Origin of the sequence: Streptomyces sp. NPDC093094, from assembly GCF_044754345.1 — a bacterium.
Taxonomy (GTDB): Bacteria; Actinomycetota; Actinomycetes; order Streptomycetales; family Streptomycetaceae; genus Streptomyces.
Genome location: NZ_JBIVOX010000045.1, coordinates 1 through 26,286, shown reverse-complemented (window position 1 = coordinate 26,286; position 26,286 = coordinate 1). Strand labels below are relative to the sequence as shown.

29 protein-coding genes and 4 pseudogenes are annotated in these 26,286 nt (G+C 69.1%); 19 read left to right on the top strand and 14 right to left on the bottom strand.

Annotated elements, in window-relative coordinates:
- The 6 genes and pseudogenes from ACIQGV_RS40070 to ACIQGV_RS40045 all read left to right on the top strand — a co-directional run.
- Positions 1-595, top strand: a 595-nt coding sequence (locus ACIQGV_RS40070) for a transposase (RefSeq protein ID WP_402504567.1), incomplete at its 5' end; no start/stop codon positions are given.
- Between the two features lie 239 nt (positions 596-834).
- Positions 835-1,917: a glycosyltransferase gene (locus ACIQGV_RS40065; RefSeq protein ID WP_402504565.1), complete on the top strand. Its 1,083-nt coding sequence runs from the start codon at positions 835-837 to the stop codon at positions 1,915-1,917.
- Positions 1,918-1,936: 19 nt separating this feature from the next.
- A complete protein-coding gene (locus ACIQGV_RS40060; protein ID WP_402504562.1) occupies positions 1,937-2,110 on the top strand; it encodes a hypothetical protein in 174 nt (57 codons plus the stop codon).
- A 57-nt stretch (positions 2,111-2,167) separates the two neighbouring features.
- Positions 2,168-2,791, top strand: a complete 624-nt coding sequence (locus ACIQGV_RS40055) for a class E sortase (protein WP_402504560.1) — start codon at positions 2,168-2,170, stop codon at positions 2,789-2,791.
- A gap of 40 nt (positions 2,792-2,831) precedes the next feature.
- Positions 2,832-3,533 carry a TetR/AcrR family transcriptional regulator gene (locus ACIQGV_RS40050; protein WP_402504557.1) on the top strand — a complete coding sequence of 234 codons (702 nt, stop codon included), beginning with the start codon at positions 2,832-2,834 and terminating at the stop codon, positions 3,531-3,533.
- A gap of 277 nt (positions 3,534-3,810) precedes the next feature.
- Positions 3,811-3,930: pseudogene (locus tag ACIQGV_RS40045) on the top strand (IS5/IS1182 family transposase); the annotation flags it as partial.
- Positions 3,931-3,963: 33 nt separating this feature from the next.
- Here ACIQGV_RS40045 and ACIQGV_RS40040 read toward each other — a convergent pair.
- The 6 genes from ACIQGV_RS40040 to ACIQGV_RS40015 all read right to left on the bottom strand — a co-directional run bounded on the left by ACIQGV_RS40040 (position 3,964) and on the right by ACIQGV_RS40015 (position 6,879).
- Positions 3,964-4,575 (bottom strand): IS3 family transposase, encoded by a 612-nt coding sequence (locus tag ACIQGV_RS40040; RefSeq protein ID WP_402504555.1) that lies wholly within the window; start codon positions 4,573-4,575, stop codon positions 3,964-3,966.
- A complete protein-coding gene (locus ACIQGV_RS40035; RefSeq protein ID WP_402504571.1) occupies positions 4,572-4,736 on the bottom strand; it encodes an IS3 family transposase in 165 nt (54 codons plus the stop codon). The genes ACIQGV_RS40040 and ACIQGV_RS40035 overlap by 4 nt, the downstream gene beginning before the upstream one ends.
- 197 nt (positions 4,737-4,933) lie before the next feature.
- Positions 4,934-5,320 (bottom strand): transposase, encoded by a 387-nt coding sequence (locus ACIQGV_RS40030; protein ID WP_402504552.1) that lies wholly within the window; start codon positions 5,318-5,320, stop codon positions 4,934-4,936.
- A gap of 12 nt (positions 5,321-5,332) precedes the next feature.
- Positions 5,333-5,731: a hypothetical protein gene (locus tag ACIQGV_RS40025; protein ID WP_402504549.1), complete on the bottom strand. Its 399-nt coding sequence runs from the start codon at positions 5,729-5,731 to the stop codon at positions 5,333-5,335.
- Positions 5,728-6,582, bottom strand: coding sequence for an IS5 family transposase (locus tag ACIQGV_RS40020; protein ID WP_402504547.1), 855 nt, complete (start codon positions 6,580-6,582; stop codon positions 5,728-5,730). Before ACIQGV_RS40020 ends, ACIQGV_RS40025 begins: the two co-directional genes overlap by 4 nt.
- Before the next feature lie 90 nt (positions 6,583-6,672).
- Positions 6,673-6,879 carry a hypothetical protein gene (locus ACIQGV_RS40015; RefSeq protein WP_402504544.1) on the bottom strand — a complete coding sequence of 69 codons (207 nt, stop codon included), beginning with the start codon at positions 6,877-6,879 and terminating at the stop codon, positions 6,673-6,675.
- 78 nt (positions 6,880-6,957) lie between these two features.
- On the opposite strand from ACIQGV_RS40015, the gene ACIQGV_RS40010 reads away from it, so the two are divergent.
- The 4 genes from ACIQGV_RS40010 to ACIQGV_RS39995 all read left to right on the top strand — a co-directional run bounded on the left by ACIQGV_RS40010 (position 6,958) and on the right by ACIQGV_RS39995 (position 9,617).
- Positions 6,958-7,371, top strand: a complete 414-nt coding sequence (locus ACIQGV_RS40010; protein ID WP_402504569.1) for a type II toxin-antitoxin system PemK/MazF family toxin — start codon at positions 6,958-6,960, stop codon at positions 7,369-7,371.
- Between the two features lie 326 nt (positions 7,372-7,697).
- Entirely contained in the window at positions 7,698-8,579 is an 882-nt protein-coding gene (locus tag ACIQGV_RS40005) for a sigma-70 family RNA polymerase sigma factor (protein WP_402504542.1), read from the top strand.
- Positions 8,580-8,664: 85 nt separating this feature from the next.
- Positions 8,665-9,135 carry a carboxymuconolactone decarboxylase family protein gene (locus ACIQGV_RS40000; protein ID WP_402504539.1) on the top strand — a complete coding sequence of 157 codons (471 nt, stop codon included), beginning with the start codon at positions 8,665-8,667 and terminating at the stop codon, positions 9,133-9,135.
- 95 nt (positions 9,136-9,230) lie between these two features.
- Complete coding sequence (locus ACIQGV_RS39995; protein WP_402504536.1) at positions 9,231-9,617, top strand: DoxX family protein; 387 nt, start codon at positions 9,231-9,233, stop codon at positions 9,615-9,617.
- Positions 9,618-9,653: 36 nt separating this feature from the next.
- Here the strand turns inward: ACIQGV_RS39995 and ACIQGV_RS39990 are convergent, their stop codons facing one another.
- From ACIQGV_RS39990 to nhaA, 4 genes are all read right to left on the bottom strand, one after another.
- The gene (locus tag ACIQGV_RS39990; RefSeq protein ID WP_402504533.1) at positions 9,654-9,950 is read right to left on the bottom strand and encodes a hypothetical protein; all 297 of its coding nucleotides are present in this window, start codon (positions 9,948-9,950) and stop codon (positions 9,654-9,656) included.
- Positions 9,951-10,177: 227 nt separating this feature from the next.
- Positions 10,178-10,447 carry a hypothetical protein gene (locus tag ACIQGV_RS39985; protein WP_402504531.1) on the bottom strand — a complete coding sequence of 90 codons (270 nt, stop codon included), beginning with the start codon at positions 10,445-10,447 and terminating at the stop codon, positions 10,178-10,180.
- A complete protein-coding gene (locus ACIQGV_RS39980) occupies positions 10,444-10,611 on the bottom strand; it encodes a hypothetical protein (RefSeq protein ID WP_402504529.1) in 168 nt (55 codons plus the stop codon). The genes ACIQGV_RS39985 and ACIQGV_RS39980 overlap by 4 nt, the downstream gene beginning before the upstream one ends.
- Before the next feature lie 13 nt (positions 10,612-10,624).
- The gene (gene nhaA, locus ACIQGV_RS39975; protein WP_402504526.1) at positions 10,625-11,959 is read right to left on the bottom strand and encodes a Na+/H+ antiporter NhaA; all 1,335 of its coding nucleotides are present in this window, start codon (positions 11,957-11,959) and stop codon (positions 10,625-10,627) included.
- 441 nt (positions 11,960-12,400) lie between these two features.
- Here nhaA and ACIQGV_RS39970 point away from each other — a divergent pair, with 441 nt between their 5' ends.
- The 4 genes and pseudogenes from ACIQGV_RS39970 to ACIQGV_RS39955 all read left to right on the top strand — a co-directional run.
- Positions 12,401-12,865 carry a hypothetical protein gene (locus tag ACIQGV_RS39970; protein WP_402504524.1) on the top strand — a complete coding sequence of 155 codons (465 nt, stop codon included), beginning with the start codon at positions 12,401-12,403 and terminating at the stop codon, positions 12,863-12,865.
- A gap of 987 nt (positions 12,866-13,852) precedes the next feature.
- A complete protein-coding gene (locus ACIQGV_RS39965) occupies positions 13,853-15,139 on the top strand; it encodes a phage tail sheath family protein (RefSeq protein WP_402504521.1) in 1,287 nt (428 codons plus the stop codon).
- A 736-nt stretch (positions 15,140-15,875) separates the two neighbouring features.
- A pseudogene (locus tag ACIQGV_RS39960) lies at positions 15,876-16,079 on the top strand (IS256 family transposase); the annotation flags it as partial.
- Positions 16,080-16,145: 66 nt separating this feature from the next.
- A pseudogene (locus ACIQGV_RS39955) lies at positions 16,146-16,873 on the top strand (IS3 family transposase); the annotation flags it as partial.
- A gap of 85 nt (positions 16,874-16,958) precedes the next feature.
- Here ACIQGV_RS39955 and ACIQGV_RS39950 read toward each other — a convergent pair.
- The gene (locus ACIQGV_RS39950) at positions 16,959-17,666 is read right to left on the bottom strand and encodes an isochorismatase family protein (protein ID WP_402504519.1); all 708 of its coding nucleotides are present in this window, start codon (positions 17,664-17,666) and stop codon (positions 16,959-16,961) included.
- Positions 17,667-17,892: 226 nt separating this feature from the next.
- On the opposite strand from ACIQGV_RS39950, the gene ACIQGV_RS39945 reads away from it, so the two are divergent.
- Entirely contained in the window at positions 17,893-18,924 is a 1,032-nt protein-coding gene (locus tag ACIQGV_RS39945; RefSeq protein ID WP_402504517.1) for an RNA-guided endonuclease InsQ/TnpB family protein, read from the top strand.
- 209 nt (positions 18,925-19,133) lie between these two features.
- Here the strand turns inward: ACIQGV_RS39945 and ACIQGV_RS39940 are convergent, their stop codons facing one another.
- Positions 19,134-20,216, bottom strand: a complete 1,083-nt coding sequence (locus ACIQGV_RS39940) for a helix-turn-helix domain-containing protein (protein ID WP_402504514.1) — start codon at positions 20,214-20,216, stop codon at positions 19,134-19,136.
- 215 nt (positions 20,217-20,431) lie between these two features.
- Here ACIQGV_RS39940 and ACIQGV_RS39935 point away from each other — a divergent pair, with 215 nt between their 5' ends.
- Both ACIQGV_RS39935 and ACIQGV_RS39930 read left to right on the top strand, forming a co-directional pair.
- Positions 20,432-20,899, top strand: coding sequence for an NUDIX domain-containing protein (locus ACIQGV_RS39935; protein WP_402504511.1), 468 nt, complete (start codon positions 20,432-20,434; stop codon positions 20,897-20,899).
- Positions 20,900-20,902: 3 nt separating this feature from the next.
- Positions 20,903-21,322, top strand: coding sequence for a hypothetical protein (locus ACIQGV_RS39930; protein ID WP_402504509.1), 420 nt, complete (start codon positions 20,903-20,905; stop codon positions 21,320-21,322).
- A gap of 355 nt (positions 21,323-21,677) precedes the next feature.
- On the opposite strand, the pseudogene ACIQGV_RS39925 reads toward ACIQGV_RS39930, so the two are convergent.
- Positions 21,678-21,929 (bottom strand): annotated as a pseudogene (locus ACIQGV_RS39925) (IS701 family transposase); the annotation flags it as partial.
- 117 nt (positions 21,930-22,046) lie between these two features.
- On the opposite strand from ACIQGV_RS39925, the gene ACIQGV_RS39920 reads away from it, so the two are divergent.
- A complete protein-coding gene (locus ACIQGV_RS39920) occupies positions 22,047-23,021 on the top strand; it encodes a transposase (RefSeq protein ID WP_402504506.1) in 975 nt (324 codons plus the stop codon).
- Positions 23,022-23,248: 227 nt separating this feature from the next.
- Positions 23,249-24,073, top strand: coding sequence for a hypothetical protein (locus ACIQGV_RS39915; RefSeq protein ID WP_402504504.1), 825 nt, complete (start codon positions 23,249-23,251; stop codon positions 24,071-24,073).
- 327 nt (positions 24,074-24,400) lie between these two features.
- Here the strand turns inward: ACIQGV_RS39915 and ACIQGV_RS39910 are convergent, their stop codons facing one another.
- Positions 24,401-26,041, bottom strand: a complete 1,641-nt coding sequence (locus tag ACIQGV_RS39910; protein ID WP_402504502.1) for a hypothetical protein — start codon at positions 26,039-26,041, stop codon at positions 24,401-24,403.
- Between the last annotated feature and the right edge of the window lie 245 nt (positions 26,042-26,286).

Here is a 26,286-nt window from a genome sequence, read left to right as displayed (position 1 = left end):
CACAGCCGAGAAAGGCGAGCCCGAAGTCGTCTTCTGCATGGATGAGTTCGGGCCGCTCAACCTGCAGCCCCACCCCGGCCGGCATTGGGCCGAACGCGGCGGCAGACACAAGGACCCCGACCGCGATCCGAGGCCCCGACGCCGGGCGACCTGCACACGCCCGCACGGGGTCCGGCACCTGTTCGCCGCCTACGACCTCGCCAAGGACCAGCTCTACGGGCACGTCAAGAAGACCAAGAACAGGTCGAAGTTCCTGGAGTTCTGCCGCTACCTGCGCTCACTGCACCCGGTCGACAAACGCATCGCGATTGTCTGCGACAACTACTCACCGCACCTGACGACGAAGCGGTGTCAGCGGGTCGGGACGTGGGCGGCGGCGAACAACGTGGAGATCGCCTACACGCCGACCAGCAGCTCTTGGCTGAACCGGATCGAGGCTCAGTTCACCGCCCTGCGCTACTTCGCTCTCGACGGCACCGATCACGCCAGTCACAAGGAGCAGGGCAGCATGATCCGCCGCTACATCATCTGGCGGAACAAGCACGCCGCCGACGAACACCTGCGCAGGGTCGTGAACAGGGCGAACGTTGCTTGATGCGGCACTAGACGGTGTGCGGACACCTCGACAAGGCCAACGCCGTCCGCCGCTGACCGATGAAGATCACGACCACAAGGCCCTGACCACTACTTTTACGGCTGCGGTCAGGGAAAGGAGGCCGGAGTCGGCTCTGGATACGGAACATGAAACGAGCATCTGGCCTGTAAGTTGCACATATACGCTTACAGCGTAAGCTTACGGACATAGGAAGCAAGGTCCCGTCCGCGGAGCACGCCATGAATGAGATGTCCGCTCAGGAACCTCCCCACGTGGTCGTGCTGGTTCCGGCCTACCGGGAGGTGGATTCGCTTCCCCAGGTGCTGCAGGCGCTGCACCGGCAGACGTACCGCGCCGAGCGCGTCATCGTGACGCTCGATCCGCACAAGGAACCCCGGCGGACGGTGGAGCTGGAGCGGATCGCCCGCGCGGCGGGTGCCGAGGTCTGGCACTCGGTGGACAACGGGTACAAGAAGGCCGGCAATCTCAGCGGGGCGCTCGAGCGCCTGCTGCCGTTGCTCACCGACGAGGATGCGGTCCTCGTCCAGGACGCCGACACCTACCTCGATCCCCACTTCATCGAAGTGACCCGCCGGAAGATGGCCCAGGGCTACGGTGCTGTCGGCGGGAACTTCCGGGGCCGGACCGGCGGCCGGCTGTGCGGGGCCTTCCAGCGCAATGAGTACGCCCGGTACGCCCGGGACACCGCCCGCAAACGGGGCAAGGTGCTGTGTCTGACGGGTACCGCGTGCCTGTTTAGGGCCGGAGCCCTGAAAGACGTGCTCAGGGCTCGCAGGACAGGCCGGCTGCCCGCCGCCGACGGGGTCTACGACACCAAGGCCCTCACGGAGGACAACGAACTCACCCTGGCACTCAAGCACCTCCGCTACCGCATCGTGGCACCGTCCCGCGCGACCATGACCACCGAGGTCATGGAGACGTGGGGGTCCCTCGCCAGGCAGCGGCTGCGCTGGAAGCGGGGCGCGCTGGAGAACCTGCTCGACTACGGCCTCACCCGCTACACCGCGGAAGGCTGGGTCCGCCAGCTCGTCGCCTTTCTCGGGGCGTCGGTGTCGACCGTCTATGTGGGTTCCGTCATCTGGTTCCTCGCCGCGGGAGCCGGGATACGCATTGCCCCGTTCTGGATCGCCTTCACGGCCTTCTACGCCGTCGAGCGGGCCATCACCGTCAGGTCCCGGGGCTGGCGGGCGACGACTGCCTCAATGCTGGTCATTCCGGAGTGGTTCTACGACTTGTTCCTGCAGGGGGTCCACATCCGTGCACTTGCAGACGCCGCGTTGCGCAGGAACCGCAATTGGTGAACCGAGGAAGGAAAGAGCCATGGCAAATTACATAAGCACTGGCACGACAGCGGGCGGAGCCGGAGGAGCAGGTCTGCTGCCGGTCACCGGAGGACCCGGCAGCGTCTGGTTCTGGATCATCGCGTTCGTCCTGATCTCGGCGGGCTGCGCCGCGCTGCGGCTGATCCCCCGCAAAGCCGACGACGACTGCTGACACAGCGCCGAGGCGGGGCCGCGACGGCGACCCCACCGCAGACCCGGGAGCCGCACCATGAGACGTGTGATCCGCCTGCTGGGCATCGGCCTGATCGTCACGGGTCTGGCCCTGGGGGGCTTCGCGCTGCTACGGGACAAGCAGGCGGACGGCGCGTACGGCCGCGCGCAGCAGTCGCTCCGGCACGAACTCGGGCAGTCGTCCCCCGCCGCGGCGGGGGACCGGCCGCAGCGGCCCGCCCCTCGCGCCGGAGAGGCGTTCGCGGTGCTGCGCGTGCCCCGCTTCGGCCCGGACTTCGCCCCGGTGGTCGTCGAGGGCGTTTCCCCTGGGGACCTGCGCAAGGGCCCTGGGCACTTCCCGGGAACCGTCGGGCCGGGCCAGAAGGGGAACTTCGCCGTTGCAGGCCACCGGACCGGATGGGGGCAGCCTTTCCACCGTCTTCCTGACCTGCGCAAAGGGGACGCGCTGAAAGTCGAGCAGGATGGGAGGACGTACACCTACCGGGTCACCCGGACCAAGGTCGTCGAGCCGTCGGACGTCGGTGTTGTCGCTCCTGTGCCGGGCCGGCCGCAAGCCCGGCCCGACAAGGCACGCATCACCCTGATCACCTGCACGGACCGCGGCTGGGACGGGACCTACGTCCACCGGTTCGTCGTGTGGGGCGAACTCAACACACCGTGACGCCGGGTGCGGCACCCTCCGCGAAGTGAGGAGGCAGTTGATGACGCACGGTCCGGGAACGGGCGACGCCGAGGACGGCCGTCAGGGGCGTCTGACCCGCGAGCGGGTGCTCGCCGCGGCTCTGGACCTGGTCGACCGGGAAGGACCGGCGGCGTTGACCATGCGCCGTCTGGGCGCCGAACTCGGCGTGGAGGCCATGTCGTTGTACCGCTATGCGCCCGGCAAGAACGCGCTGCTGGACGGTGTGGCAGAGGCCCTCTATCTGGAACTGGAGAACCGTCTCGCCCCGGCCCCGCGGCCGGCGGCCGCCCCCGGTCCAGCGTTGCGGGCCGAACTGCACCGGATTGCACTCGTCACCTACCAGGTGTGCCTCGACCACCCCGAGGGGACGCTGCTCATCTTCAGCCGCATGACACGAGTGCCGCTGGCCCGCAGGCCCCCGCCCGTCCTCAGGAATCACGAGCGCGTACTCGCCCTGCTCCAGAACGCCGGATACGGCCCGGTGCACTCCGCCCGGATATGGCGCGCCTTCACGGCCTGGGTCCTTGGATACGTGTCGGTGGAACTGCAGACCATGGTGGACAACCCCAGCGAACCAGACCCCGCATTCCGGCTCGGTCTTTACCGCATGTCCTCCCAGGAGCTGCCAAGGCTCCGCACGACCACCCCCGCCCTGGCCAAACAGGGCGGCGCCGACGCTCTGGCCACCGGACTGGACACGCTGCTGGACCGCTTCCTGTAGTGCCCTCTGTGCCTGGCACAGGGCCTGCCCGTGACGGATCACTCGCCGAAGGCCTCGTCGTACGGTCCTGCAAGGCGTCGGGCGGGATCGTCCTGCCACTTTTGTGCCCAGGCGATGCCCAGCACAGCGAACCGCGGACTGCCGGGATCTGCTGCCGTCGGGCAGCACGGCCCAAAGCGCGTGACTGGGGTCAGTGAACCGTTTTCATCCTGTCCTGCAGTGGTGAAGGCGCAGGTCGGCGGGGTGGGGTGACGAGACGAGGCTCCTGGTCGTTGCGGTGGTGTTCTCTACGCACCACGCATCGTCCGAGGAGCCTCGCTTGGTCCCGTATCGTGCCACGCTCGACGTCCCTCATGAGCTGGTCGAGCACGTCTCGTGGCTCTTTTATGCCCGACGGTGTGAATGAACCGTTCCGGGTTCGATCGAGACTCTAGATCTTGACTGTGACCTGGTGTTTTGCGGTTTCGCGGTAGTAGTTGGTCTCGTATTCGGCGGGTGGGATGTGCCCGATCTCACCGTGGAGTCGGCGGTGGCAGTACCAGTCGACCCACTCGGCGGTGGCCAGCTCGACCTCGGAGAGCGTCTTCCAGGGCCGTTGAGGCTTGATCAGCTCGGTTCTGAAGAGTCCGATCGTGGACTCCACCAGGGAGTTGTCGTAGGCGTCGCCGACCGATCCGATCGACGCGGCGATGCCGGCCCGGTCGAGGTGTTCGGCGAGCGCGAACGACGTGTACTGCGACCCGGCATCGCTGTGATGTATCAACTCGCCTTTCTGATGGGGGTGTTGGTCGCGGTCGCGTTGCCACAGAGCCATCTCCAGGGCGTCCAGGACGAGGCGTGTCTCCTTCGAGGTGGCTGCCGACCAGCCGACGATGCGGCGGGAGAAGGTGTCCACGACGAAGGTGACGCAGACGACGCCGGCGAACGTGGTGACGTGGGTGAAATCGGCGACCCGGCAGCGGTTCGGGGCCGGGGAGACGAAGTCACGGTCCACCAGGTCCGGGGCCCGCTGAGCACTCGCATCGGGGATCGTGGTGATCACCTTCTTGCCGCGGACCGCTCCGTGATGCCGAGGTCACGCATGAGGCGTTCGACGGTGCAGCGGGCCATCACAACGTTCTGCCGGTTCAGGTGCCGCCAGATCTTCCTGGCGCCGTAGACACGGTAGTTGGCGTCGTACGCCTCCCGGATCAGGATCTTCAGCTCGGTGTCCCGCAGAGTGCGGGCCGCAGGTGTGGCCTGGCGTTTGTGGTGGGCGTAGTAGGTGGACGGGGCGATCTGGCAGTCGTGGTCGGTCAGGACCCGGCAGATCGGCCCGACGCCGCCGAAGCGGTCCTTGTGCTCGTCGATGAACGCTACGAGCGTGTGTGTGGCCGGTCGAGCTCGGCGATGCTTCTATGTCAAGCAGCTGGCGTCGGCTCCTGGACGATCTGCTGGTCGTCGCGTGCGGCCTCGTCGGCCAGCAGGGCTCGAAAGAACCGGTCGGAGATGCGGCGCCGAAGGAGCCGCAGTGCCTCCTTCACGGTCTTTCCCGCGGCGAGCTGTTTGGCGTAGTACGCGGCACCGAGGCCGTCCTGGCGGATTTGTGTGACCGCGGCCATGTGCAGGGCGTTATTGATGGTGCGGTTGCCTCCCCGGTTGAGGCGGACGCGAACCGTGTTGGAGGACCACACGGGAATCGGTGCGGTGCCGTTGAACCGGGCGAACGCGTCCTTCGACTTGAAGCGGGCGGCCCCGGCCGTCTCCCCGAGGATCATCGCCGCCGACAAAACGCCGCATCCGGGCACCCTCAGTGGACGTTAAGTCCGTTTCTGGTAGCGGCCTCGTCCGGGTTGGGTGAGGAAGCCTTGGCGGGTGAGGCGTCCGAGGCGGCTGCGGGTGATGTTGACGGATGCCTCGTCGGTGGGCATGCCGAGGAGTTCGTGCAGCTCACGGGCTCGGAACTCTTGATCGGGATGCTGGTTGAAGGTGTTCACGATGGCCTGGTAGGCGGTGTTCGTCTCGGGTGGTGCGGGTTGGTCTCCAGCCGGTGCGAGTTCGGCGATGACCTTGCGGGTGGTGGCCAGGTCCGCGAGTCGCGCTTCGGTCTCGGCCAGGGTGGCGGTCAAGTGCTGGATCTGGTCGCGCAGTTCACCGGCCCGGGCTGTGGTCTCGTCGTGCTGGGCCTGGAGGTCGGCCAGGAGCTCGATGACGTTCACGCGGCCAGCCCGAGGGTGTCGCGCCAGGCCGGAGCGGGTGTGGTGAGGCGGCGGGTCATGTTCGCGATGGAGGCCCAGTAGACGCGTGAGGTGGAGGTGTCGGGCCGATGATCGTACTCGCGGGCCAGTCGGCGGTGCAGCATCAGCGTGCCGTTGACCTGCTCCACGATCCACCTCTTCGGTTGCGGGACGAAGCCTTTGCCCTGGTCGGCCGGGTTGCGGCGGACGACTTCGACGTCGATGTCCAGCAGGGCACCGTGGATGAGGACCTCGTCCTTGAAGCCCTGATCCACCAGTGCCTTCTCCAGACGCATCCCGCACCGCTCGGCGGCCTGGTCGAGCAGAGCGGTGCCGGCGGTGTTGTCGTGGGCGGATGCGGCAAGCACGACGACGCCGATGATCAGCCCCAGCACGTCGACGGCCAGTCCCCGCTTGCGGCCCGAGACCTTCTTGTTGGCGTCCAGCCCCGTCGTGGTCTTCGGGACACCCGCGGCCGCGCGCACGGACTGGGTGTCGATGATCACGAGGGACGGGTCCTCTAATCGCCGGGCTCTCTCACGGACCTGGCAGCGCAGGAGTTCGGAGATCCGCTGGTCAAGACCGTCCCGACGCCACAGCGTGAAGTAGTAGAACACCGCCGACCAGGCGGGAAGGTCATGGGGCAGGTAGCGCCACTGACAGCCCGTCCGGTTCTGGTAGAAGATCGCGTTCACGACCTCCCGCAGATCGCAGGCCCCGGGATCACCCGTCGCTGACCGTGCCACCCTCGCCTGCTTCCAGGCCGTGATCATCGGCTCGATCAACGCCCACTGCACGTCCGATAAGTCGCTCGGATACGGTCTTCGGTCCATACCCGCATCCCAGCATGCGCATGACGAACGGCCGGCTCGTACGGCGATCAGTCCCACGATCGAGCGATCACGAACCGAGAAAGATCGGACTTAACGTCCACTCAGAAGGTTCGGAGCCAGCTCGCGCACCATGCGGCGCAGCTGGGCCTCCATCGTGTTGATACGCAGGGTCAGACGTCGGCACTCCTGGACCAGATCCAGCGCGATCTCCGCAACCACTCCGCTTCGGACGGTGAGCTCCGCTTGCAGGGTCTCCAGGACGCACAGGCGCTTCAGGCCACGTGAAGGAACGACCAACTCGGGGTCGATCTCGTGCAGGAACCAGCGCAGCTTGTTGGCGATGGCGGTGCGCTGCCGGCCCAGGGTGCGACGGTGATCGGAGCGCAGTTTGACCTCGCGGGTCGGGCCGTCCAGTTCGACGAGCGGAGGTTGGTCGTACTGCTGTCGGGAGACGACACGTCCGGGATCCGGGTGATGCAGGTCGTCGCTCCGGCGGGCGTCGACATCAGCGGTCTGGGCATCGAAGTGACGGTCGGTGCCGGTGAAGGACTGCCGTTCGAAGGCGTGCTGCGGCTCGCGTTCCCGCGTCCAGGCTTCACCCCGTGCACGTGGCTGACCACTGTGTCCCGGGACGACCTGATAGAGCGGGCGGCCGTCCTGTCCTCCGTGAAGCTCAGCGAGATTGACGACGCCCTCCGACTCGCTGAACAAGCGCAGAAGCGGACCCCGGCCACGACCGCGAAGCTCAGCGAGATAAGGGATGCCCTCCGTCTCGGTGAACTCGGGTAGACGGAGAAGGAGCCGACGCCCGCGACGGCGTGGGCGCTCTCGGGGCACGTCCACGCCCCTGCTGCCGGCCCGCTCACGGCACGCGTCCGTGCGGTCCCCGGAACGGTATGCACGGCCCGGCGTCGAAGCGGTCGCCCAGTACGTCACCGAGCGTGACCCAGCGGCCCGTAGGCGAACCCGGGCACTCAAGGCTTCAACATCACCTCGTGGCTGTTGATCACCGGTCGCCGCCGCTGTCCTTCCACCGGGGTTCACACCGAACGGTTACCTCGGCGCCTTCGGGCCCGTCATGATCATGACGGAGTTCGCGCAAGGAAGGTAACGACATGACCGGTTCAGGTCCGAACGAAGTGCTGGCGGGAGCCTTCGAAGAGCAGCGTGAGCGACTGGTGGCGGTCGCCCACCGGATGCTCGGGTCGCGGGGGGACGCCGAGGACGCGGTGCAGGAGGCGTGGATCCGGCTGGCGCGACAGGACGCGGCGGCGATCGACAACCTGGCCGGCTGGCTGACCACGGTGGTCGGCCGGGTCTGCATCGACGTGCTGCGCTCGCGCAAGACCCGGGCCGAGCTGTCGTACGACGACCGCCTGCCCGAGCTGGTGGTGACCGTGGACGGCGGGGCGGCGCCCGAGGACGACGCGATGCTCGCCGAATCGGTCGGGCTGGCACTGCTGGTCGTACTCGACACCCTCACGCCCACCGAGCGGCTGGCGTTCGTACTGCATGACATGTTCGCGGTGCCCTTCGCAGAGATCGGCGAGATCATCGGCCGGTCCACCGACGCGACCAAGATGCTCGCCAGCCGGGCCCGCCGGAAGGTGCAGGCAACACCGCTGCCGGAGGAGGAGCCGCGGCGGCAGCGCGCAGTGGTCGAGGCATTTCTTGCCGCAGCGCGGAACGGGGACTTCGAAGGGCTCGTACGGCTGCTGGATCCGAAGGTGACCTGGCGCACGTTCCATCCGCAGGGCGTGATGACCACGGTCGGGGCGGCCGAGGTCGCCGGTCCGGTCCTGCGGGGCATCCGGTCGATGACCTCGGTGCTCCCGGTCCTGGTCAACGGCGAGCCCGGGTTCGTGGCCTGGGGCGCGAAGGGCAAGGTGCTCGGCGTGGTGGCATGCACCGTGACCGACGGCCGGATCGTCGAGCTCCTGACCGTGAGCGACCGCAAGCGCCTCGACGCCATGGGCCTTCCCGCACGACCCGAGTAACGCACTCGAGCGCATGGGGTTGTTACGTCCTGGCGGGGGGCTTCGTCGTAGTGGTGCAAGCACCCGGAAGACGAAGGAGACCGCGATGGAAACCCGGATCAACCCCATGCGCAATGAGGTCGGATCGAAGTGGGCCAAGCACATCATCTCGTCGAACAAGGCCATCACCGACTCGGCGCTGCCGAAGGCGGTGCAGGAACTGGTGAAGATCCGCGCCAGCCAGATCAACGGCTGCGGCGGCTGCCTCGACATGCACACCAAGGACGCCGCGGCCGCCGGCGAGAGCGCGGTGCGGATCAACCTGGTCGGGGCATGGCGGGAGACCACCGTCTACACCGAGGCGGAGCGGGCGGCGCTGGAACTCACCGAGCAGGGCACCCGCCTCGCCGACTCCAGCGGCGTCACCGATGAGGCGTGGGCGAACGCGGCGAAGCACTTCGACGAGGACCAGCTGATGGCCCTGGTGGCCCTGATCTGCGTGATCAACGCCTTCAACCGGCTGAACGTGATCACCCGGACGCCCGGCGGCGAGTACCAGCCCGGCCAGTTCGGCTGACGCGGACATCCCCCTCAAACTTGCGGGCGGACCCGGGACGACCCCAGGTCCGCCCGCGGCCGCCACCCCCAGACACTGCGCCAAGGACAACACTCATGAACACCGCACTGTGGGTCGTCACCGGCCTGCTGACCGCCGTCTACCTGTTCTCCGGCTTCGGGAAGCTGTTCGTCCCACGGGAGAAGATGGCCGCGATGGCCGACGCCGCGCGCTGGGTCCTCGACTTCAACCCCGGCACCCTCAAGGCCATCGGAGCACTCGAGATCCTCGGTGCCGCGGGACTGATCCTGCCCGCCTTGCTCGGCATCGCGCCGATACTGGTACCGCTGGCGGCCGGCAGCCTGACGCTGATCATGACCGGCGCCACGATTATGCGGATCCGCCGTGGCGAGACCAAAGCCGCGCTGGGTGACGGGGGCTACCTCACCCTGACCGCCTTCGTGGCGATCGGCCGCTTCGCACTGGAACCCTTCACCGGCTGACCGGCCAGACGAAGCGCCACCGGCAGCGCATGTCCGTCACGACGCCGCCTTCGAGGCCCGAAGGGTCGCGCCGACCGCCAGAGCGCATCCGGCAACCGCTACCACGCCGGCGACAGCAGTTGCTGCCAGAGTGATCGCGGATGGGGCGCCGGCAAGGCGCGGGATCGTGTTGAGAAGGACTGCGGCCCACAGGCAGAGCAGCGCCCAGCCACGCGGGCGTGCCGGCGCCAGACGGGCGTGCAGGCGGTGCGGTGTCCAGCCGGTCAGCAGGGCCAGCCCGGCCGGGAGCAGGGTGAGGGAGAAGACGGCGAGGCCGGTCCAGTGCCAGGTCACGGGTGCAGGAACTCCTGTCGTCGGGTCGGGGCTCGGTGGGGTCAGCCATGGCGGCTGGCGGCAGCCGTGACCAGGCCGGTTGTCAGCACGGCAAGGCCGGTGACCAGGACGGGGAATCCGGGTCCTGGCAGGATGTAAGGGTGGTCCCGGCCGCTGTGAGTGCGGCGCCGAGTGCCGATGCGTCGTTCGGGCACGGGGTTCCTTATCGGTGGGCGGGCATGGAGGGGTCAGGGGCGGCGGGCTGCCTGGTGCACCAGGTGGGCGGTGAGCGCTCCGATGAGGAATGCCCAGGCGTTGGCAGCGCCTTTGGCGTGCGGCCAGCCGAGCAGGACGGTGGCGACGGCAGCGGCGGTGCCGGCGGCCAGGGCACGGCGGTCGGATGCGAACTGCCACTGCCGCCGGGCGCTGCCCGGCCTGCGCAGCTCGCCGATCGCGGTTTTGATCACCAGTGCGGCAATCACGACGGCCACCGGCAGCACGCCGGTGGCGCTGCTCACGCTGCCGCCTGGAGGAAGTGCTGCATGAGGCGGGCGGCGGTGACGGTGCCGAGCAGCGTCACGCCGTTGCGGTCGCGTTCGATGTCGGCCAGGATCCGGGCCGCGTCGATCGCGTCGTCGGTGGTCACGAAGGGGTAGGGCTCGGCGAGATCCCGTGCACGCATGAGGGGCCTCCCTTCAGTTTCCGCTGCCGGCACGGCCGTGCCCGGGGCTGGCCTGCTGGTAGATGTCCGGGACGCCGTCGGCGTCGTCATCTCGTGTCTCGGCCTCCCGCAGACGGCGGTAGATCCCGTTGCGGCGCTTGATCAGCAGCGCGGCCGCGGCGGCAGCGATGAGGGAGCCGAGCAGGACGGCGGCCTTGATGTGCTCGGCGTCGGCCGGGTCGGGAAAGGCGAGTTCGCCGATCAGGAGGGCGACGGTGAAGCCGATCCCGGCCAGCACCGCCAGGGCGAGCACGTCCGCCCAGGCCAGGTCCGGGTTCAGCCGCGCTCGGGTGAACCGGGCCGCCAAATAGGTGCCGGTAAAGATTCCCACCGTCTTGCCCAGGACCAGGCCGAGCACGACGCCCAGCGGTTCGGGGCGGGTGAACACCTCGCCGAGCGAGGCGGCCGAGATGCTCACCCCGGCGGCGAACAGGGCGAACAGGGGAACAGCCACACCGGCTGAGAACGGCCGCAGCAGATGCTCCGTCCGCTCCCCGGGCGACGCCTTCTCTCCCTGGTCGCGGATGGTGCGCAGGATCAGGCCCATCGCCACGCCGGCCACCGTGGCGTGCACCCCGCCGTTGTACATCAGGGCCCAGATCGCCACCCCGAGCGGCACGTACCACCACCAGCCGCGCACCCTGAACCTTTGGAGCAGGTAGAAAACCACCAGCCCCACCAGCGCCCCACCCAGCGCCAGCGGGTTCAGGTCGGCGGTGAAGAACACGGCGATCACCAGGATGGCGCCGAGGTCGTCGACCACGGCCAGGGTCAGCAGAAAAGCCCTCAGGGCGGAGGGCAGGTGGGTGGAGAGCACCGCGAGGACGGCGAGCGCGAAGGCGATGTCGGTGGCCATCGGCACCGCCCACCCTGCCCGGGAGCCGCCGCCGATGCCGGTGGTGGCCAGGTAGAGGGCGGCCGGCACCGCCATACCGCACACGGCGGCGACCACCGGCAGCGCGGCGGTTGCGGGGGTCCGCAGCTCGCCGACGACCAGTTCGCGTTTCAGCTCGATCCCGGCGACCAGAAAGAAGACGGTCAGCAGTCCGTCTGCGGTCCAGTGCCCCACCGACAGGTCCAGACCGAGCGCGGGTATGCCGAAGTGGAAGCCGCGTATGGACTCGTAGGCGCTGCCGAACGGGGTGTTCGCCCACACCAGCGCCACCACGGCCGCTGCCAGCAGTACCAGCCCGCCGACCGTCTCCGTGCGCAGGGCCCGGGCCACCTGCACGCGCTCCGGCCAGGGCAGCAGAGCGAGGAAGACGGAACGCTCACGCGGGGCAGCAGGCACGGGAGACCTCCGGGGCATCGACGTGTGGGCACACGGGCCCCTTGACGCCGACCAGACTTCCCGGCACACCCCGCATCTCTTGACGCGTTCTTTACACACTATCGGTCCCGGCCCTGCCAGGACCAGACGGGCCCCCTCGGGGCGTGCTGTTCAGCCTCGGCGACGGGCGGCAGGGTCGCGCTCGGCGACGTGCCGGGCCACCGCGTCGACGCCTGGACGCGCGTACCGCTCCAGGGAACGGACGGAAGCGTGCCGAGCGCGCGCGAGCAGCAGGGGGGGTGGAGGCGCCGTCCTCGGCGTCGTGGGTCAGGGCGCTGCGGCGGAGCCGGTGCAGGGTCCAGCCGTCCAGGTCCTCGACGTCGTCCGCGGAGACAAGCGGGTTGGCCGGCGGCCGGGTGTTCTCCTCGAAGATCTCCTCAGCCCGCCGACAGGACAGCCGGCTCCGAAGGAGCAGCCCCCATGCCGCACGAACTGACCACGCCGGAACAGTTCCATGCCTTCGCCGAGACCGTCGCGCGCGAGCCGGGCGCTCACCGGCACACCGCCCCGGTCACCGGATACGTGGACCGTACAGGGCAGCAGCTTGTCGACGGTGAGGGCGGCACGCTGCTGCTGTACCGGTCCGACGACCACCGCCCCGAGCTGCTGAAGACCTCCCGGACCACCACACCCGTCCGGCCCCCTGCTCCGCAGGCGGAGGCCCGTGCCCGGCGTGCCGTCGCCCAGGCGGTGGCCGCCGCGCTCCCCGGCGCCCGCACCGACGAACAGCCCCACCGGACGCCGGCCACCAGGCAGGGGGCCGGCGTCCGGCCGGGCGGCGCGCCGGCGTCACCGCCGGGCCCTGGGGAGACCGGGCGCAGACCAAGGCATCCGGCCGCCCCGGCGAGACGGTCACGGTGCCGGCCGCGTTCGCCCGTGCCGTGACGACCGGCAGCGTCAGCATCCCCGGCGACGTCGCCGACGCGTTCACCGGCGCGTTCACCGGCACCGTGACCGCGCCGGCGTCGCCGCCGCTCTCGGCTGCACCGAGGTCGACACCCTCGCCGCCCTCCTGCGCACCCTCGGCGCCGAGGAGGCCGCCCAGGAATGGACCGACGCCCACGCGCAGGACGACGAGCCGGGCGAGCGGCGCTTTTCGGGGACCGTGCCCGCCGGCGTCTCCCCGGCCGCCGACCAGATGCGCTGGAGCCCTCCCCCCGTCCGTCCCGAAGAAGACGGGACGGACGGGCGGGCCGGCCGGGGCGCGCCCCGGACCGCAGGAGTGAAACGGCGGGTCAGGGACGGGTTCACATCTCAGGATATCCAACTATTATTAATGAGTGAGCGGGGCGTGCCACCGACCGGCCCGCCCCCGCCCCACCGCCCCCGACCCCGGCCTTCAGGAGTTGTCATGCTGCGAGCCCTGCGCCGCGCCCTGCGACCGGCCCGTCCGATCCTGCCCGCACGTCCCCTGAGCGCGGGGACCGCCGCCCTGCCGCCCACCGCCCGTGAAGCACTCGGCACGGAGACCACCCCGGGCGAGGCCGTCACCTACAACCGCAGCCGCACCGCCACCGCGACCACCCTCGCCCTGCACCGCAGCCGCACCGCCCCGCCCCTGACCGACCAGCAACTGGAGGACGCCGTACGCGACCTGACCTCCCCCTGCTCCGCACGCCTCCCGCCGCCAAGCTTGTTGGGCACGGGCCGCCTTATTCGCAGGCTTGGGTTGTTCACTCGGAAGATTGGTTTGCCGGTTCTACCGGGCAGGGTTCGGAGAGATATCGCGAGGGATACGCATATATTTGCTATTTGCGCCGTCAATGGCGGTTTACCACGTTTACCCACTCGTCAGCAGCGCGGCCGTGAGGGCCACCGAAGCGGCGAGGCAACTCATCGGCGCACAGCCGCCTCTCACCGTAAGGAGCGCAGATGTCCAGCGTGCAGGCACCAGGGGTCTACGTGAAGGAAGTCCCCAGCGGAGTGCGCCAGATCGTCGGGGTGGGTACGTCGATCCCGGCGTTCCTCGGTTACACAAAGGCCCCTGACATGGATGCCGCAGCAGGGTTGACAGAGGCCGAGCGCCAGGTCCCGACGCTCATTCGGAGCTGGCAGGAGTTCGCGTCCGGCTACGGCGTGAAGGAAATCGCCGAGGAGATCGCGGAGGCGACCGACCCGGTCGCGAAGCGCGCGCTGGAACGGTGTCTGCCCCTGGCCGAAGCCGTATACGGGTTCTTCGCCAACGGCGGAGCAAGCTGTTACGTGGTGGGCTTCACCAGCCCGCAGAAGGCCGTTTCCGTCCAGGACCTCAAGGGAGACGCGGGGGCCCGTACGGGCCTCGCCGGCCTGGAGGCCGTTCACGACGTCGCGATGGTCGCCGTGCCCAGCCTCTGGGACATGACCACAAACGCCACTGCCTCCCAAGCCGCGCCCGACGAGGCCGAGGGCATCAGCAGGATGGCCGCAGTGGCAAAGCACTGCACCGAGCAGGGCGACCGGCTGGCGATCCTCGACCCGCCGCCCGGCCTTGACCCGGACCAGGCGAAGGCATTCGCCGACAGCCTCGACGCGCCCGACTCCGACGCTGCGGCCTTCACCACCCTCTACTACCCGTGGATCACGGTGCCAGGGGTCGACGCCTCCGCGCGCACGGTGCCGCCGAGCGGCCACCTTGCGGGAGTCTGGGCCCGCACCGACGCCGAGCGAGGCGTCTTCAGGGCCCCCGCGAACCAGGTCCTGCGCGGTGTCACCGAACTCGCGACCACCCTCACCGACGAACAGCACGGCGAACTGAACGTAAAGGGCGTCAACTGCCTGCGCCGCTTCCCGGACAGGGGCCTGCTCGTGTGGGGGGCCCGCACCAGGTCGTCCGCTCGCGACTGGCGCTACCTCAACGTCCGCCGCGTGGTGTCCTTCCTCTCGGACTCCGTCCGCGAGTCCACGACCTGGGCCGTCTTCGAGCCCAACGACGAGCGGCTGTGGGCGACGCTGCGGCACTCGGTCACCTCGTTCCTCACGGACCAGTGGCGACAGGGCGCGCTCATGGGCCGCACACCCGACGAGGCGTTCTACGTGATCTGCGACAACACCAACAACAAACCCGAGACCATCGACGCCGGGAAAGTCATCTGCGACATCGGCGTCGCACCCGTACGCCCCGCCGAGTTCGTCCACTTCACCATCACCCAGCTCGCCGGAGAACCCGGCAAGGCCACCTGACGGCCTGCCCACCCCGGGGGCAGACATACATCCACGCAGGGATTCCCAGGCAGAACCGCCGCGGGCCGTACGACACGAGCGTACGGCCCGCGGCACCGCCACTCCGCGCTGCGGTGACTGCGCCGGAACCGCCTGCCCACGATGCCGCGAAGACTCTTTGCACAGCTCACCCTGACCCCGGCTGCAGAGCGCCCGGTAGACCGTCTCGTGGACGACGGGGGACTCCGGACGGCCGGGGAAATGTCTGCGCAGGGTGCGGCAGATCCGCTCTGGACCCCACAGTCTGTCCGGGCGGTCCCGGACGAACCGCTTGAACTCGGGCAGAGGACGACCTTGCCATGCCTGGTACAGAACTTGCGAGCATCGGCCCGGGCCCGAGCAGTGAAGGGACGCCAGCCGCCATGCCCGACCCTGTGCCACCGGGCCCGCTACCCACCCCGCAGCCCCGGCCCCGGACCCCCTACACCTGCCGCTCCTGCCACGCCCACGCCCACGCCCACGCCACCGAAACAGCGTCTCCCGCACAGAGCGACGAACAACTCACCGTCCTCGCAGGCACGCTCCACGTCCTCGCCGTCCCGCACGGCCACCAGGTGATCACCCCCACCCGGCGCAGCCACGCCCCGCACCCGGGCCCGCCGACAGAAGCCCCCGGAGGCGGATTGCCGTCCGGGGGCCTGTACCGGCGGGGAGTGTTCAGTAGACGGCGGATCCGATGATCAAGGAGACGCCTGAAATGAGCGAAACCATCACCGACCACGAGGCCGTTCAGGAGCCGGCCGTTGAGTCGGCTGCGGAGGCGGTGTCGGACGAGCAGCTGATCTCGATGCTGGTCGACCGTGCCCGTTTTGACGGGCTGCAGCTGACCGGGGAGGGAGGGCTGCTGCAGCAGCTGACCAAGCGAGTGCTGGAGTCCGCCCTGGAGGGCGAGATCACCGATTGAGGCTGATCCCTTGGAGTGGACACCCTGACAATGGATCTTGATGGTCCAGGGAGGGATGTCCAGGTGGGACGCCAGTCTCCATACCCGGAGGAGTTCCGGAGAGACGCCGTCGCGTCGTATCGCGCGGGCGGCGGCAAGCGCACGTACGCGGCCGTGGCCGCCGAGCTCGGGATCACCGGGGAGACACTGCGCACATGGGTCCGCAAGGACACTGGGGCGAACGGGTCGGCCGTCCGGGGCGGGAGTGGCCCGGAGAGTCAGGCTGATGAGCCAGCCCGGCTGCGGGCCGAGAACGCCAGGCTGCTGAAGGCTGAGAAGGAGTGGCAGTTGGAGCGCGAGATCCTGCGCCGGGCGGCCGCGTATTTTGCCAGGGAGGTGAAGTGAGGACCCGCCGCTGGGACTTCATCTCCGACCACCGCACCGACTTCGGCGTCAAGCGGCTGTGCCGGGTCCTGGGGGTCTCCCGCTCCGGCTGCTACCGGCACCAGGCCACCGAGGAGGGCCGCGTCGAACGCCAGGCCCGCGAGGCGGCTGCAGTCGCCGAGATCCGTGCCATTCACGCCGAGCACCGAGGTGCTTACGGCGCCCCGCGCGTCCACGCCGAGCTGAGGGCCCGAGGACGGAAGATCAACCGCAAACGCGTGACACGGCTGATGCGCATCCACCACATCGTCGGGCGCCACCTGCGCCGCACCAGGCGGACGACGATCGCGGACAAGACGGCACCGCCGGCCCCGGACCTGATGATGCGCGACTTCACCGCCGACACGCTGAACACGAAGTGGTGCGGGTCGGGTAGCCGGAGGGAATCTCACCCTCCGGCTCCCACAGAACCGTGCGTAACAGTCTCCCGTTACACGGCTCTTGTCACCCTGATCACCAGAAATTACGGCACAGACGCCAATGCGCGAACATTCCCGGGTATCGCTTGGTGATCCCCTGGAAACAGTCCTTGGCTTTCTTGAACCCGGCCAGCCGCTTGTACTTTCTGCGGATCCAGCGCATCAGGTAGGCGTTGATGCGCCGCAGGAGGGGTTTCAGCGTGGAGTGATAGAACGCTCCGTAGTACTGCATCCACCCTCGCACGATCGGGTTGATGATCCGTGCGAGTTGAGCGAAGGTGTGGCCCGTGCGCCGGTGGATCCGCCACCTGCGCAATTCGGAACTGAGCCTCTTCAGGGCCTCCTTGCTGATCGCAGGCAGAAAGCACGGGAATGTCACCCCATGCTTGCTGCGTGCCGCGCGAGCGCGGAACGTGAACCCCAGGAACGTGAACGCCGTGTGCTCATACGAGCCGCGTCGGTTCGCGTCCTTGCAGTAGACGATCCGGGTCTTGTCGGGATGCAGACGCAGCCCGACCTCTTCCATCCGGTTCCCGATCGCCTCGACCAGCCTTCCGGCCTGGCGCTCGCTGACGCAGTGCACGACCGCGTCATCCACGTAGCGAGTGAAGATCACGGGTCGGTCGGCGGCGGACCACTGCGCGACCAGGTCGGAGACCGCTGGCACGGCGTGGCGGCTGTGGTGGTTCACGAAGCCGTTCTGCATGTCGATCATGACCAGCGCGGCGCTGCCGATATCCATCCGCTGTCTCTCCTGCCCCGTGTCCTCAGTCGACGCTCTCGCGTAGAGCGTCCCTGTGCTGCGCGCAGCCGTTCAGCCAGTCCGCTGTTATTCATCGGGTCTCCTTGGTGGATACCCCGGCCTTCAGGCCGGGGAGGAAACGAAGCTCCTGCGGAGCAGGGCAGGGAGATCCGGTTCGCCCCCGGTGCGGGACGGCGTTGTCAGTGGTGGGCGTTAGGTTGCTCGTGTGTATCTGCGGTATTCCTTCCGGATCGAGCCGACGCCGGGTCAGCGCATCGCGCTGGCCCGTACGTTCGGCTGCGCCCGGGTGGTCTACAATGATGCGCTGGCCGCAAGGAAGGCCGCGTACCGGGCGGACAGGTCGCGGAGCGCGACGGGCGCTCTGGCCAAGCGGGTGATTACCGACGCGAAGAAGACGCCCGAGCGTGCCTGGCTCGCCGAGGTGTCCGTGGACGCCCTGCAGTCCTCTTTTCGTGATCTCGATACGGCATACGCGAACTTCTTCGCATCGGTGTCGGGCAAGCGCCCAGGGCGCCGTATGGGCCTTCCGAGGTTCAAGTCGAAGAAGGACAGCCGACAGGCCGTCCGCTTCTCCAGGAACGGGTTCCGGCTGCGGGACAACGGAAGACTGTACCTCGCGAAGATCGGGGACGTCCGCGGCCGCTGGTCCCGCACACTGCCCTCCGTGCCGTCGTCGGTGACAGTGGTCAAGGACACCTCGGGCCGGTACTTCGCCAGCTTCGTGGTCGATGCCGAACCCGAAACGCTGTCGGCCGTCGATGCCGAGGTCGGCATCGACCTGGGCCTTGCGCACTACGCCGTGCTGTCGAACGGGCAGGTGATCGACAATCCCCGCTTCCTGCGGCGCGCCGAACGTCGGCTGCGGAAAGCGCAGCAGGCGCTGAGCCGGAAGACGAAGGGGGCGAAGAACCGGGCCAGGGCCCGGCTGAAGGTCGCCCGTGCTCATACCCGGGTGGCCGACGCGCGCAGGGACTGGTGCCACCAGAGGGCTTCGAGGCTGATCCGCGACAATCAAGCGGTCTACCTCGAGGACCTGGCCGTTTCCGGTCTTGCCCGCACCCGCCTGGCCACGTCGGTGCACGACGCCGCCTGGGGCATGTTCCGCCGCGTACTGGAGGAGAAGGCGCCCCGCCACGGCCGGCACATCGGCGTGGTCTCCCGCTGGCTGCCTTCCTCGCAGACCTGCTCGGTCTGCTGGATCGTGGACGGGAAGAAGCCGCTGCACGTACGCATCTGACGCTGCGAGGGCTGCGGTACCGAGCATGATCGTGACCTCGATGCGTCGCGCGTGATCCTCGCCGCCGGGCAGGCGGAGAGACGAAACGCCCCTGGAGGGCTGGTCAGACCCGGGGTGGCAATCCCATCCCGGGCACGGCCCGTTGAACGGGGAACCCACCCGAAGGCCCAGCCGGCCACCACCGGCAGCCAGACGGGAAGCCCCGTCCTTTAGGACGGGGAGGATGTCAAAATGGCCTCCTGCATCAGGACGTGCTGTGCGGTCTCCTGGGCGCGGGCGGTGGTGAGCCGGGAGTAGGCGGCGCGCAAGAAGCGCCAGCTGTACTGGTCGGGCATGGAGGGGTCCTGGCCATTTTCGATCATCTGTTGGATCTGGCGGGTGAAGCACCACAGGGCCTGGACGGTCAGTTCACAGGTGACCAGCTCGTCGATGGTGAGGCTGCGCTCGCGGGAGTGGGAGGCGTACGCGATGCCGGACCAGCCGGCGTAGGCGGTGGAGACTCCCCGTACGCCGAAGGACACGATGTCCGGGTGGTCGAAGCCTGTGCCGAGAAACGATTCTCGACCGTGCCGTCCAGGGGCGCGGGTCCGCCCGGGGCGCCGCGGTCGGCCAGGACCGACGGCGTGGACAGCAGGCGCAGGGCAGTGTCGTAGGCGGTTCCGGCCCACGGGCCGGAGGTGAGCCGGTACAGAGAGGACATACTCGGGGTTGGGGACGCGAGCGTGGTCCTCGTCCAGGAGGTCGCGTAGCTTGTCTCGTGCCCAGGGCAGGTCGGAGGCGTAGAAGCGGTAGCGCCAGAGGGCGAGTTCGGTGAGCGCGGTGGGTTCGTGTGGCTGGAAGAGGTGGAAGACGGCTACCCCGCACGCGAAGATGTGCAGCACGCAGTCCTGCGCCTCGGGGTGGTCCACGCGGGCTGAGGAGAACTCCAGCCACTGGTCGTCCGCGCTCGATGTCATGTGTGCGCAAAGCCGGCCGGCGCGCTCGACGCCGATGAAGACCGGAAGGAACGTGTGGGAGTCGACTTCGATCCGGCCTGTGACGGGCGGCGCAGCGCCGTTCGTCCCCAGCGCCGCCGCGAATCGGGCCTTCGCGTCGTCCGGCGCGCGGCCGAGTGCAATATCGAGGACGGCCTGAGATTCAGCACGCGGCTGGTAACTCGCCTCGCCGCCCTCCCAGTTCGACACGGTCCGGTCGCTGACACCCAGGCAGGCGGCGAAGTCCCGCAGGCTCATGCGCAGGGCGTCGCGTAACAACCGGGCTTCCCGACCGGACCATCGCTGCACCGTGGCCACCGTCGTACCCCCTGTCCGTCACCCGGTGGAACGCCGAAACGCCGAGCGTAGCCAGCCTTGTTCAGCAGTGGTGCGGCATTGCTGCAGCACCCGTCCGTCACACCCCACCAGCGGCTTCCGCCATGCTGGGTCCACCGAGCCGGGGAGGTGCCCGCCGCCACCAAGCGGCCCTCCGCCCGTTCTCTCCTGTATCACCACCAGAAGGAGCAAACTGCATGACCGACATCGTCAAGCGCAACGCCCGCGCGATCCTCCTCGACGGCGACGAGCTCGTCCTGATCAAGCGCACCAAGCCGGGCAGGGAGCCGTACTGGGTGTCGGTCGGCGGAGGGGTCGAGGCGGACGATGCGACCATCGAGGCGGCCCTGCACCGCGAGGTGTTCGAGGAGCTGGGCGGCAAGCTGGAGCGCGCCGAGCTCGTCCACCTGATCACCGACGAGCTGGAGGGCGGCGTCGGCGTCCAGCACATCTTCGCCGCGCGCCTGGAGTCGATGGACCTGGCCGCGCGGACGGGGGCGGAGTTCGCCAAGCCGGAACGGGGCGGGTACGAGGTGGTCCGCGTGCCGTTCACCGCCGAGGCCGTCCACGAGCTGAACCTGATGCCACCGGAGCTCGCCGACTTCATCGCCGCCAACACGGACGCGATCGTCTCCGTCCTCGACACCCCGATCCGCGAGGCGTGAACGATGGCGCAGGTCCCGGACTTCGTCAGCCTCAACGGCCCTGACAACGTGGGCAAGACGACCCACCTGGTGCGGCTGGCCGAGCGGTGGGACGGCTTCCAGCCGCTGGGGGCGGTCCACGAGCACGACCCCGAGCCGTGGGCTCGGGTGGCCGCCGGCGGCTACGCCCGGTGGTGGTTCGAGACGTCCACGACCGTCGAGCTGACCGAGATGCTGCTCGCCGGCCACGCCAAGCGGGCCGCCGCCCGCGAGACCGGGCATACGGGCCTGCTCGACCGGGGCCTGCCCATGCTCCTCGCCGTGGCCACCGCAACCTGCTTGGTCAAGGACGGACTGACGGTCGGCGAGGCGTCCAAGACCGTGACGGGCATCGCCGGCTCGCGCGCCGCTGCACCGGAGACCTCGATCCTCCTGCTCCGCTGAGGTCCATACCCGCGTCGACCTGGTGCGCGCCTACTAGTACTCCAGCAGGATTTTTCCACCTGACCTGGTCTTTCGCCTGGTGGCGGGAGTGTAGCGGGACTTCGATCGTGCGGGGGCGGTCTCACGGAGACCGCCCATCGATCGTGCGACAACGCCGCAGGTAGTGACAGCGGCGGGCGACTGCTTGGCGTTGGCGGCGCCGGTTCGACCAGCTCAGCGCGTGGTGTCGTCCGCGGTGTCCGCTCAGGTGCGGGGGCACGACAAGCTGCCAGGAGTCGCCGAACCTCCGCCACTGTGAGCCCGATGAGCCCGGGTGTCTCACCTGTTCCACCCCCTTTTTCCAGGGCCGGTGTGCCGTGACGGCCAGGAAGGCGTGAGCAAGCATGGCCAGAGTGATGTGCTGATACCAGCCCACGTAGCGGCGGACCTCGTACTGATCCAAGCCACACTCGTTCTTCGCGGCCTGGAAGCACTCCTCGATCGCCCAGCGTGCCCCGGCGACCCGCACCAGCTCCTGGACGGTGACCTGCAGGGGTGCGTAGGCGAAGTAGTAGGCGATCTCGTCGGGCTTGCTGATGCTGCGCCGGGCCAGTGCCCACCGCATCCGGTGAGGGACCTCGCCCTGATAGTCGAACTCGGCGACGGCGTCCGGCTCCTGGAACATCTCTACCGGCACGGAGCGCACCGCACGTGCGGTCCCCGCGTCCAGGCCCTGCGCCAGATCATGGTGCAGAACTACCAGCGTGACGCCGCAGGACGCCTGCGCCGGCGCACCGCCGAGAAGGAAGGCGGGCCCGGGCTACCGCTTTCGTTTCGGGCGGTCGTCTCGCCCTACGACACCTCGGCCCGCTACGCACGGCACGGGCACATCATCAGATGGAAGGGGTTCGCCGCCCATCTGACCGAGACCTGCACGTCCGACGGGCCCGACGTGATCACTGACGTGGCCACCACCGCGTCCACCACCCACGACAGCCAGGTCCTGCCCGGCATCCACACCCGCCTGTCCCGCCGCGGGCTGCTGCCCGCGGAGCACCTGGTCGACGCCGGCTACACCTTCCTGCCTCACCTGGAACAAGCCGCCCGTGAACACCAGGTCACCGTCTGTGGGCCGCTGAAGAGCAACCCCACCCGCCGGCACCGCCGAGGCGAGGGCTTCGCCCGGGACGACTTCCACATCGACTTCGATCGTCAGCAGGTCACTTGTCCCCAGGGCCAGATCAGCGCGGGCCGGCACGGCCCCTGTCCGGCCTCCTCGCCCACCGCGGCCCCGCTGATCGTGGCCAGGTTCACCAAGAGCCAGTGCCGCCCCTGCCCGGCCCGCACCCAGTGCACCAGCACCGCCGACAGCGCCCGCACCGTGGGCTTTCCCCCGCGCGAGCTCCGCGACCTGCAACTCCGCGTCCGTGCCGAGCAGCAGACGCCCGAGTGGAAGGCCCGCTATGCGGTCCGCTCCGGAGTGGAGGGCACGGTCAACGAGTTCGCCCACGGACACGGCATGCGCCGCTGCCGCTACCGAGGACAGAGCAAAGCCCACGTCCAGCATGTCCTGACGGCCATCGCCGTCAACATCGAGCGCCTCAGCGGTCTCCCACCAACCGAGAAGGCACCCCCTTCCCGACGACCGACAGCCTTCCAGAGCTACCTCGACCAATGCGGGATCTCCAGGCCAAAATCCTGGCGCACCCTGGGCACCTGAGCCCGACCATCCAAGATCCCCGACTGTGAGGATGGGGCGGCACCGCTCGGGGGTCTGACCCGATCCCCGATTGACGCTTCGGCTGTCCTCACTCTGAATCGTCGACTTTCCAGGCGGTGCCACCCGCGTGTACCGGTCGGCGATCAGAGTCAAGCTCAGCCCAACGGCGTACTGCTTGTGCAGGTTGAAAAGACTCAATGTCAGTGCCGTGCTGTTCACTTGGCCGCATGGACGCCTCAGCTCTGCGCGCCCGTCTGAACGACGCCTGGCGCGCGCCCGAATTGCACTGCCCGCTGCCCCTTCATGGGGCAGGGCATGTCTGTGTGCCCAGTGACGCGGAGGATCTGGCCGAGCTGGAGCGCGTCGCTGCGGACGTGGTTGACGGGGCGGGTCTGCCGGTACGCGCCTGGGTCGTCGGGGGCAGGGCGGCAGAGGTGCCCGACGGTCCGCCGGTGGGCGGGGAGGGCGGGCTCCCCCTCGGCGGGAAGGGCGGGCTGCTGGAGCTGCGCGGGTGGGTGCTGGCCGAGCACTGGTTCGGATACGGCGTGACGGCCACCGCCGATGGCCCGCGCCGCGTCGTGATCCTCGCCCGGCGCGCGTTCACCCGCCCGCCCGGTATCGGGTGGGTGACGTTGCTGCGGGAGGCCACCGGGCGGACCGAGCCCGATCGGTGCGGCGTCGACTGGGCCGCGACGGAGGCAGCGCTGGGCACCGCGCTGCCCGGTGACTACAAGGACATCGTCGACGCCTTCGGCGCGGGCAGCTTCGACGAGTACCTGGACCTGCTGGTGCCGGGTGCTCTGGGCACGGACCTGGTCTCCTGGGGCCAGGACATGGCGCGGTACGCCGACCTGTACCGGCCGTACCCGGTCCACCCCGCGCCCGGCGGCGTGCTCATATGGGGGACCTCCGAGCAGGAGCTGACCTTCCACTGGCTGACCGGACCGGCCGATCCCGACGACTGGCCGGTCATGGTGCAGTACCTGGACGGTGAGTGGCAGCGCTTCGACTGCGGCACCGGCGAGCGGGAACACCCTGCTCGATCGGGATGACCCACAGGTGGTGCCAGGTGTGGCGGACCTCGGGGGGCTGGTTGTCACGGTAGTGCTCGCGGGTGCGGTCCCGGACGGCGTTCATGTCGGGCCGCTCGGCCGTGCCACGCTGCACCTTGCCGGTGTAGAGGCTGCGGTAGCAGTCGTCCAGGGCAACGTAGAGCGCCGTCGGCCAGGGCGGGAGGTGGCGGAAGGTCCAAATTCCGTTGGCCTCGCGTAGCGGGTAGACGCACGCCCGAAGGGTCTCGGGCGGCGTGGCCAGACGCTGGCCGGGGATGGCGGCGACGTCCGCGGCCAGGTCGGGACCGAGGGTCCATCCCGCGCTCATCAGCTGCCGTCCTCGGGGAGGGCGTAGAGGGCGCTGCTGTCGGGAGTCGGCCCGTCGGGGGCCTCGCCGTTCTCGGGGACGAAGTCGGGGTAAGGGTTCCGGCTGGCGGGCACCACGACGGGGATCTTGCCGATGTCCAGGCTGGCTTTGAACAGCAGCTTCTGCAGTGCCTCCTGCTGCGCACCGTCCGCGAACTTCGGCTGACTGGGGCTCGTCAGGATAGACGTGATGGTCTGCTCCAGCCGCCCGACCGCGGTCTGCAGGGCATTGATGGACGCGGCCTTCGGCTGGCTCTTGCCACCCGCACCCCCCGCCTGCCGCGCCGCGTCGCGCCGCCCCTCGATTACCGCGCGGCGCGGGGCCGGGAGTCCTGGCCAGGCGAGCTCGAAGACGTGCCACTCGGTTGCCCGCCTGGGGTTTCCGTGGGTGGTGGCGATGGCAGGGGTGCCGTCCGGGGTGGTGGTGATTTCGGGGACAGTGAACTGACGGGAGTAGTCCGCGGGGTGACCTGGGACTTGGTCGACCCAGCTGCTGAGGGCCGCCCCGAGGAGAAGGCGGCCGGCCGGGGTCTCGATGAGCGCCGCGACGATGCCGGGCGGCCGGGAGCGGTAGGGGGTCTTGCCGTTCACGGGCTCCTCGGAGACCAGATCTTCCTTGGACCCGCGGTCGCGACCCAGGGCCTCGGCGACGGTGAGGGCGTCCCCGCCGAGTACGGCGAGTTCGTCCCGGGCGCCGGGGACGTCGTCCTCGGCTCGCCGCCGCAGCTGCTCGACGAGGTCGGAGGCACTCTTGTACGGGTCGTCGCCCTGGTCGTCCCGCAGCCGGGTCAGGGTGAAGGCGTCCGCTCCCTTGGCCAGGCGGTTCCACATCGTGCGGATGATCGAACCGCCGTTGTCCCAGGTGTGCACCATGTTCGGGAAGACCGTCTTGGAGTCGGAGCGCAGGTAGCGGGTGGAGAAGATCGCCGTGGTCTTGAGGAGCTTCGCGGGGAAGTCCTTGCTGCTGGGGTCGAGCGAGAGGCCCTCGGCGATGGCAGAGCGGATGAGCGCGCCAGCGTCAGCGGAGAGCACCGTCTCGAAGAGCAGGGCGCGGGCGAAGGCGGGGTGGTGGGGCAGGCCGGTGGCGTGGGTGAAGTCCAGGCCGTGCAGACGTCCCGACAGGGCGCTGGCGAGGGGCGGTGTGATCTTCCCGGCGTGGACGGCGGCGAGCAGGGCATCAGCGACCGCCTTCTCCTGGTCGCTTCCGCCGCTCCAGTGCCGGGGGCGCAGGTGGATCTGGGTGAGATGCTCGGTGAACCAGGTGGTGGCCTCGCAGGGCTCGCCGAGTCGGGTGTAGGTGCCGACCACGAGGTCGACAGGGGCGAGGCGGGAGTGCAGGGTTTCCAGCTCGTTGGCGGTCCAGGAGCTCGCGCGGGCGGCGTTCAGTGCCCCGTTGACGGCCTTGCGGGACGCGGCCACGGCGTCGTGGGCGAACATGCGTCCCACGATCTTCTCGGCGTACGAGGGCGCCGTGGCGGCGGTCAGCTTCTTGTCGCCGATGCCTAGGACGTTGCGCCAGGCGGACGTCAACCGGGACTGCCCGTCGATGGCAACGACGAAGACCTCACTGGTGCCGTCGGCGTAGTGCACGCGCAAGGCCATACACGTCAGCGGCTCCTGGACGCCGGTGCGGGCGATGGAGTCCGACCAGTCGTAGTCCAGGAGGTGGTGAGTGACCGTGGTGGTGATCAGGTCGACCAGGTCCTGCTTGGCCGGCAGATGGATCTCCAGCAGGCCAGGGATGCTGCCCTCAGTGGACGTTAAGTCCGTTTCTGGTAGCGGCCTCGTCCGGGTTGGGTGAGGAAGCCTTGGCGGGTGAGGCGTCCGAGGCGGCTGCGGGTGATGTT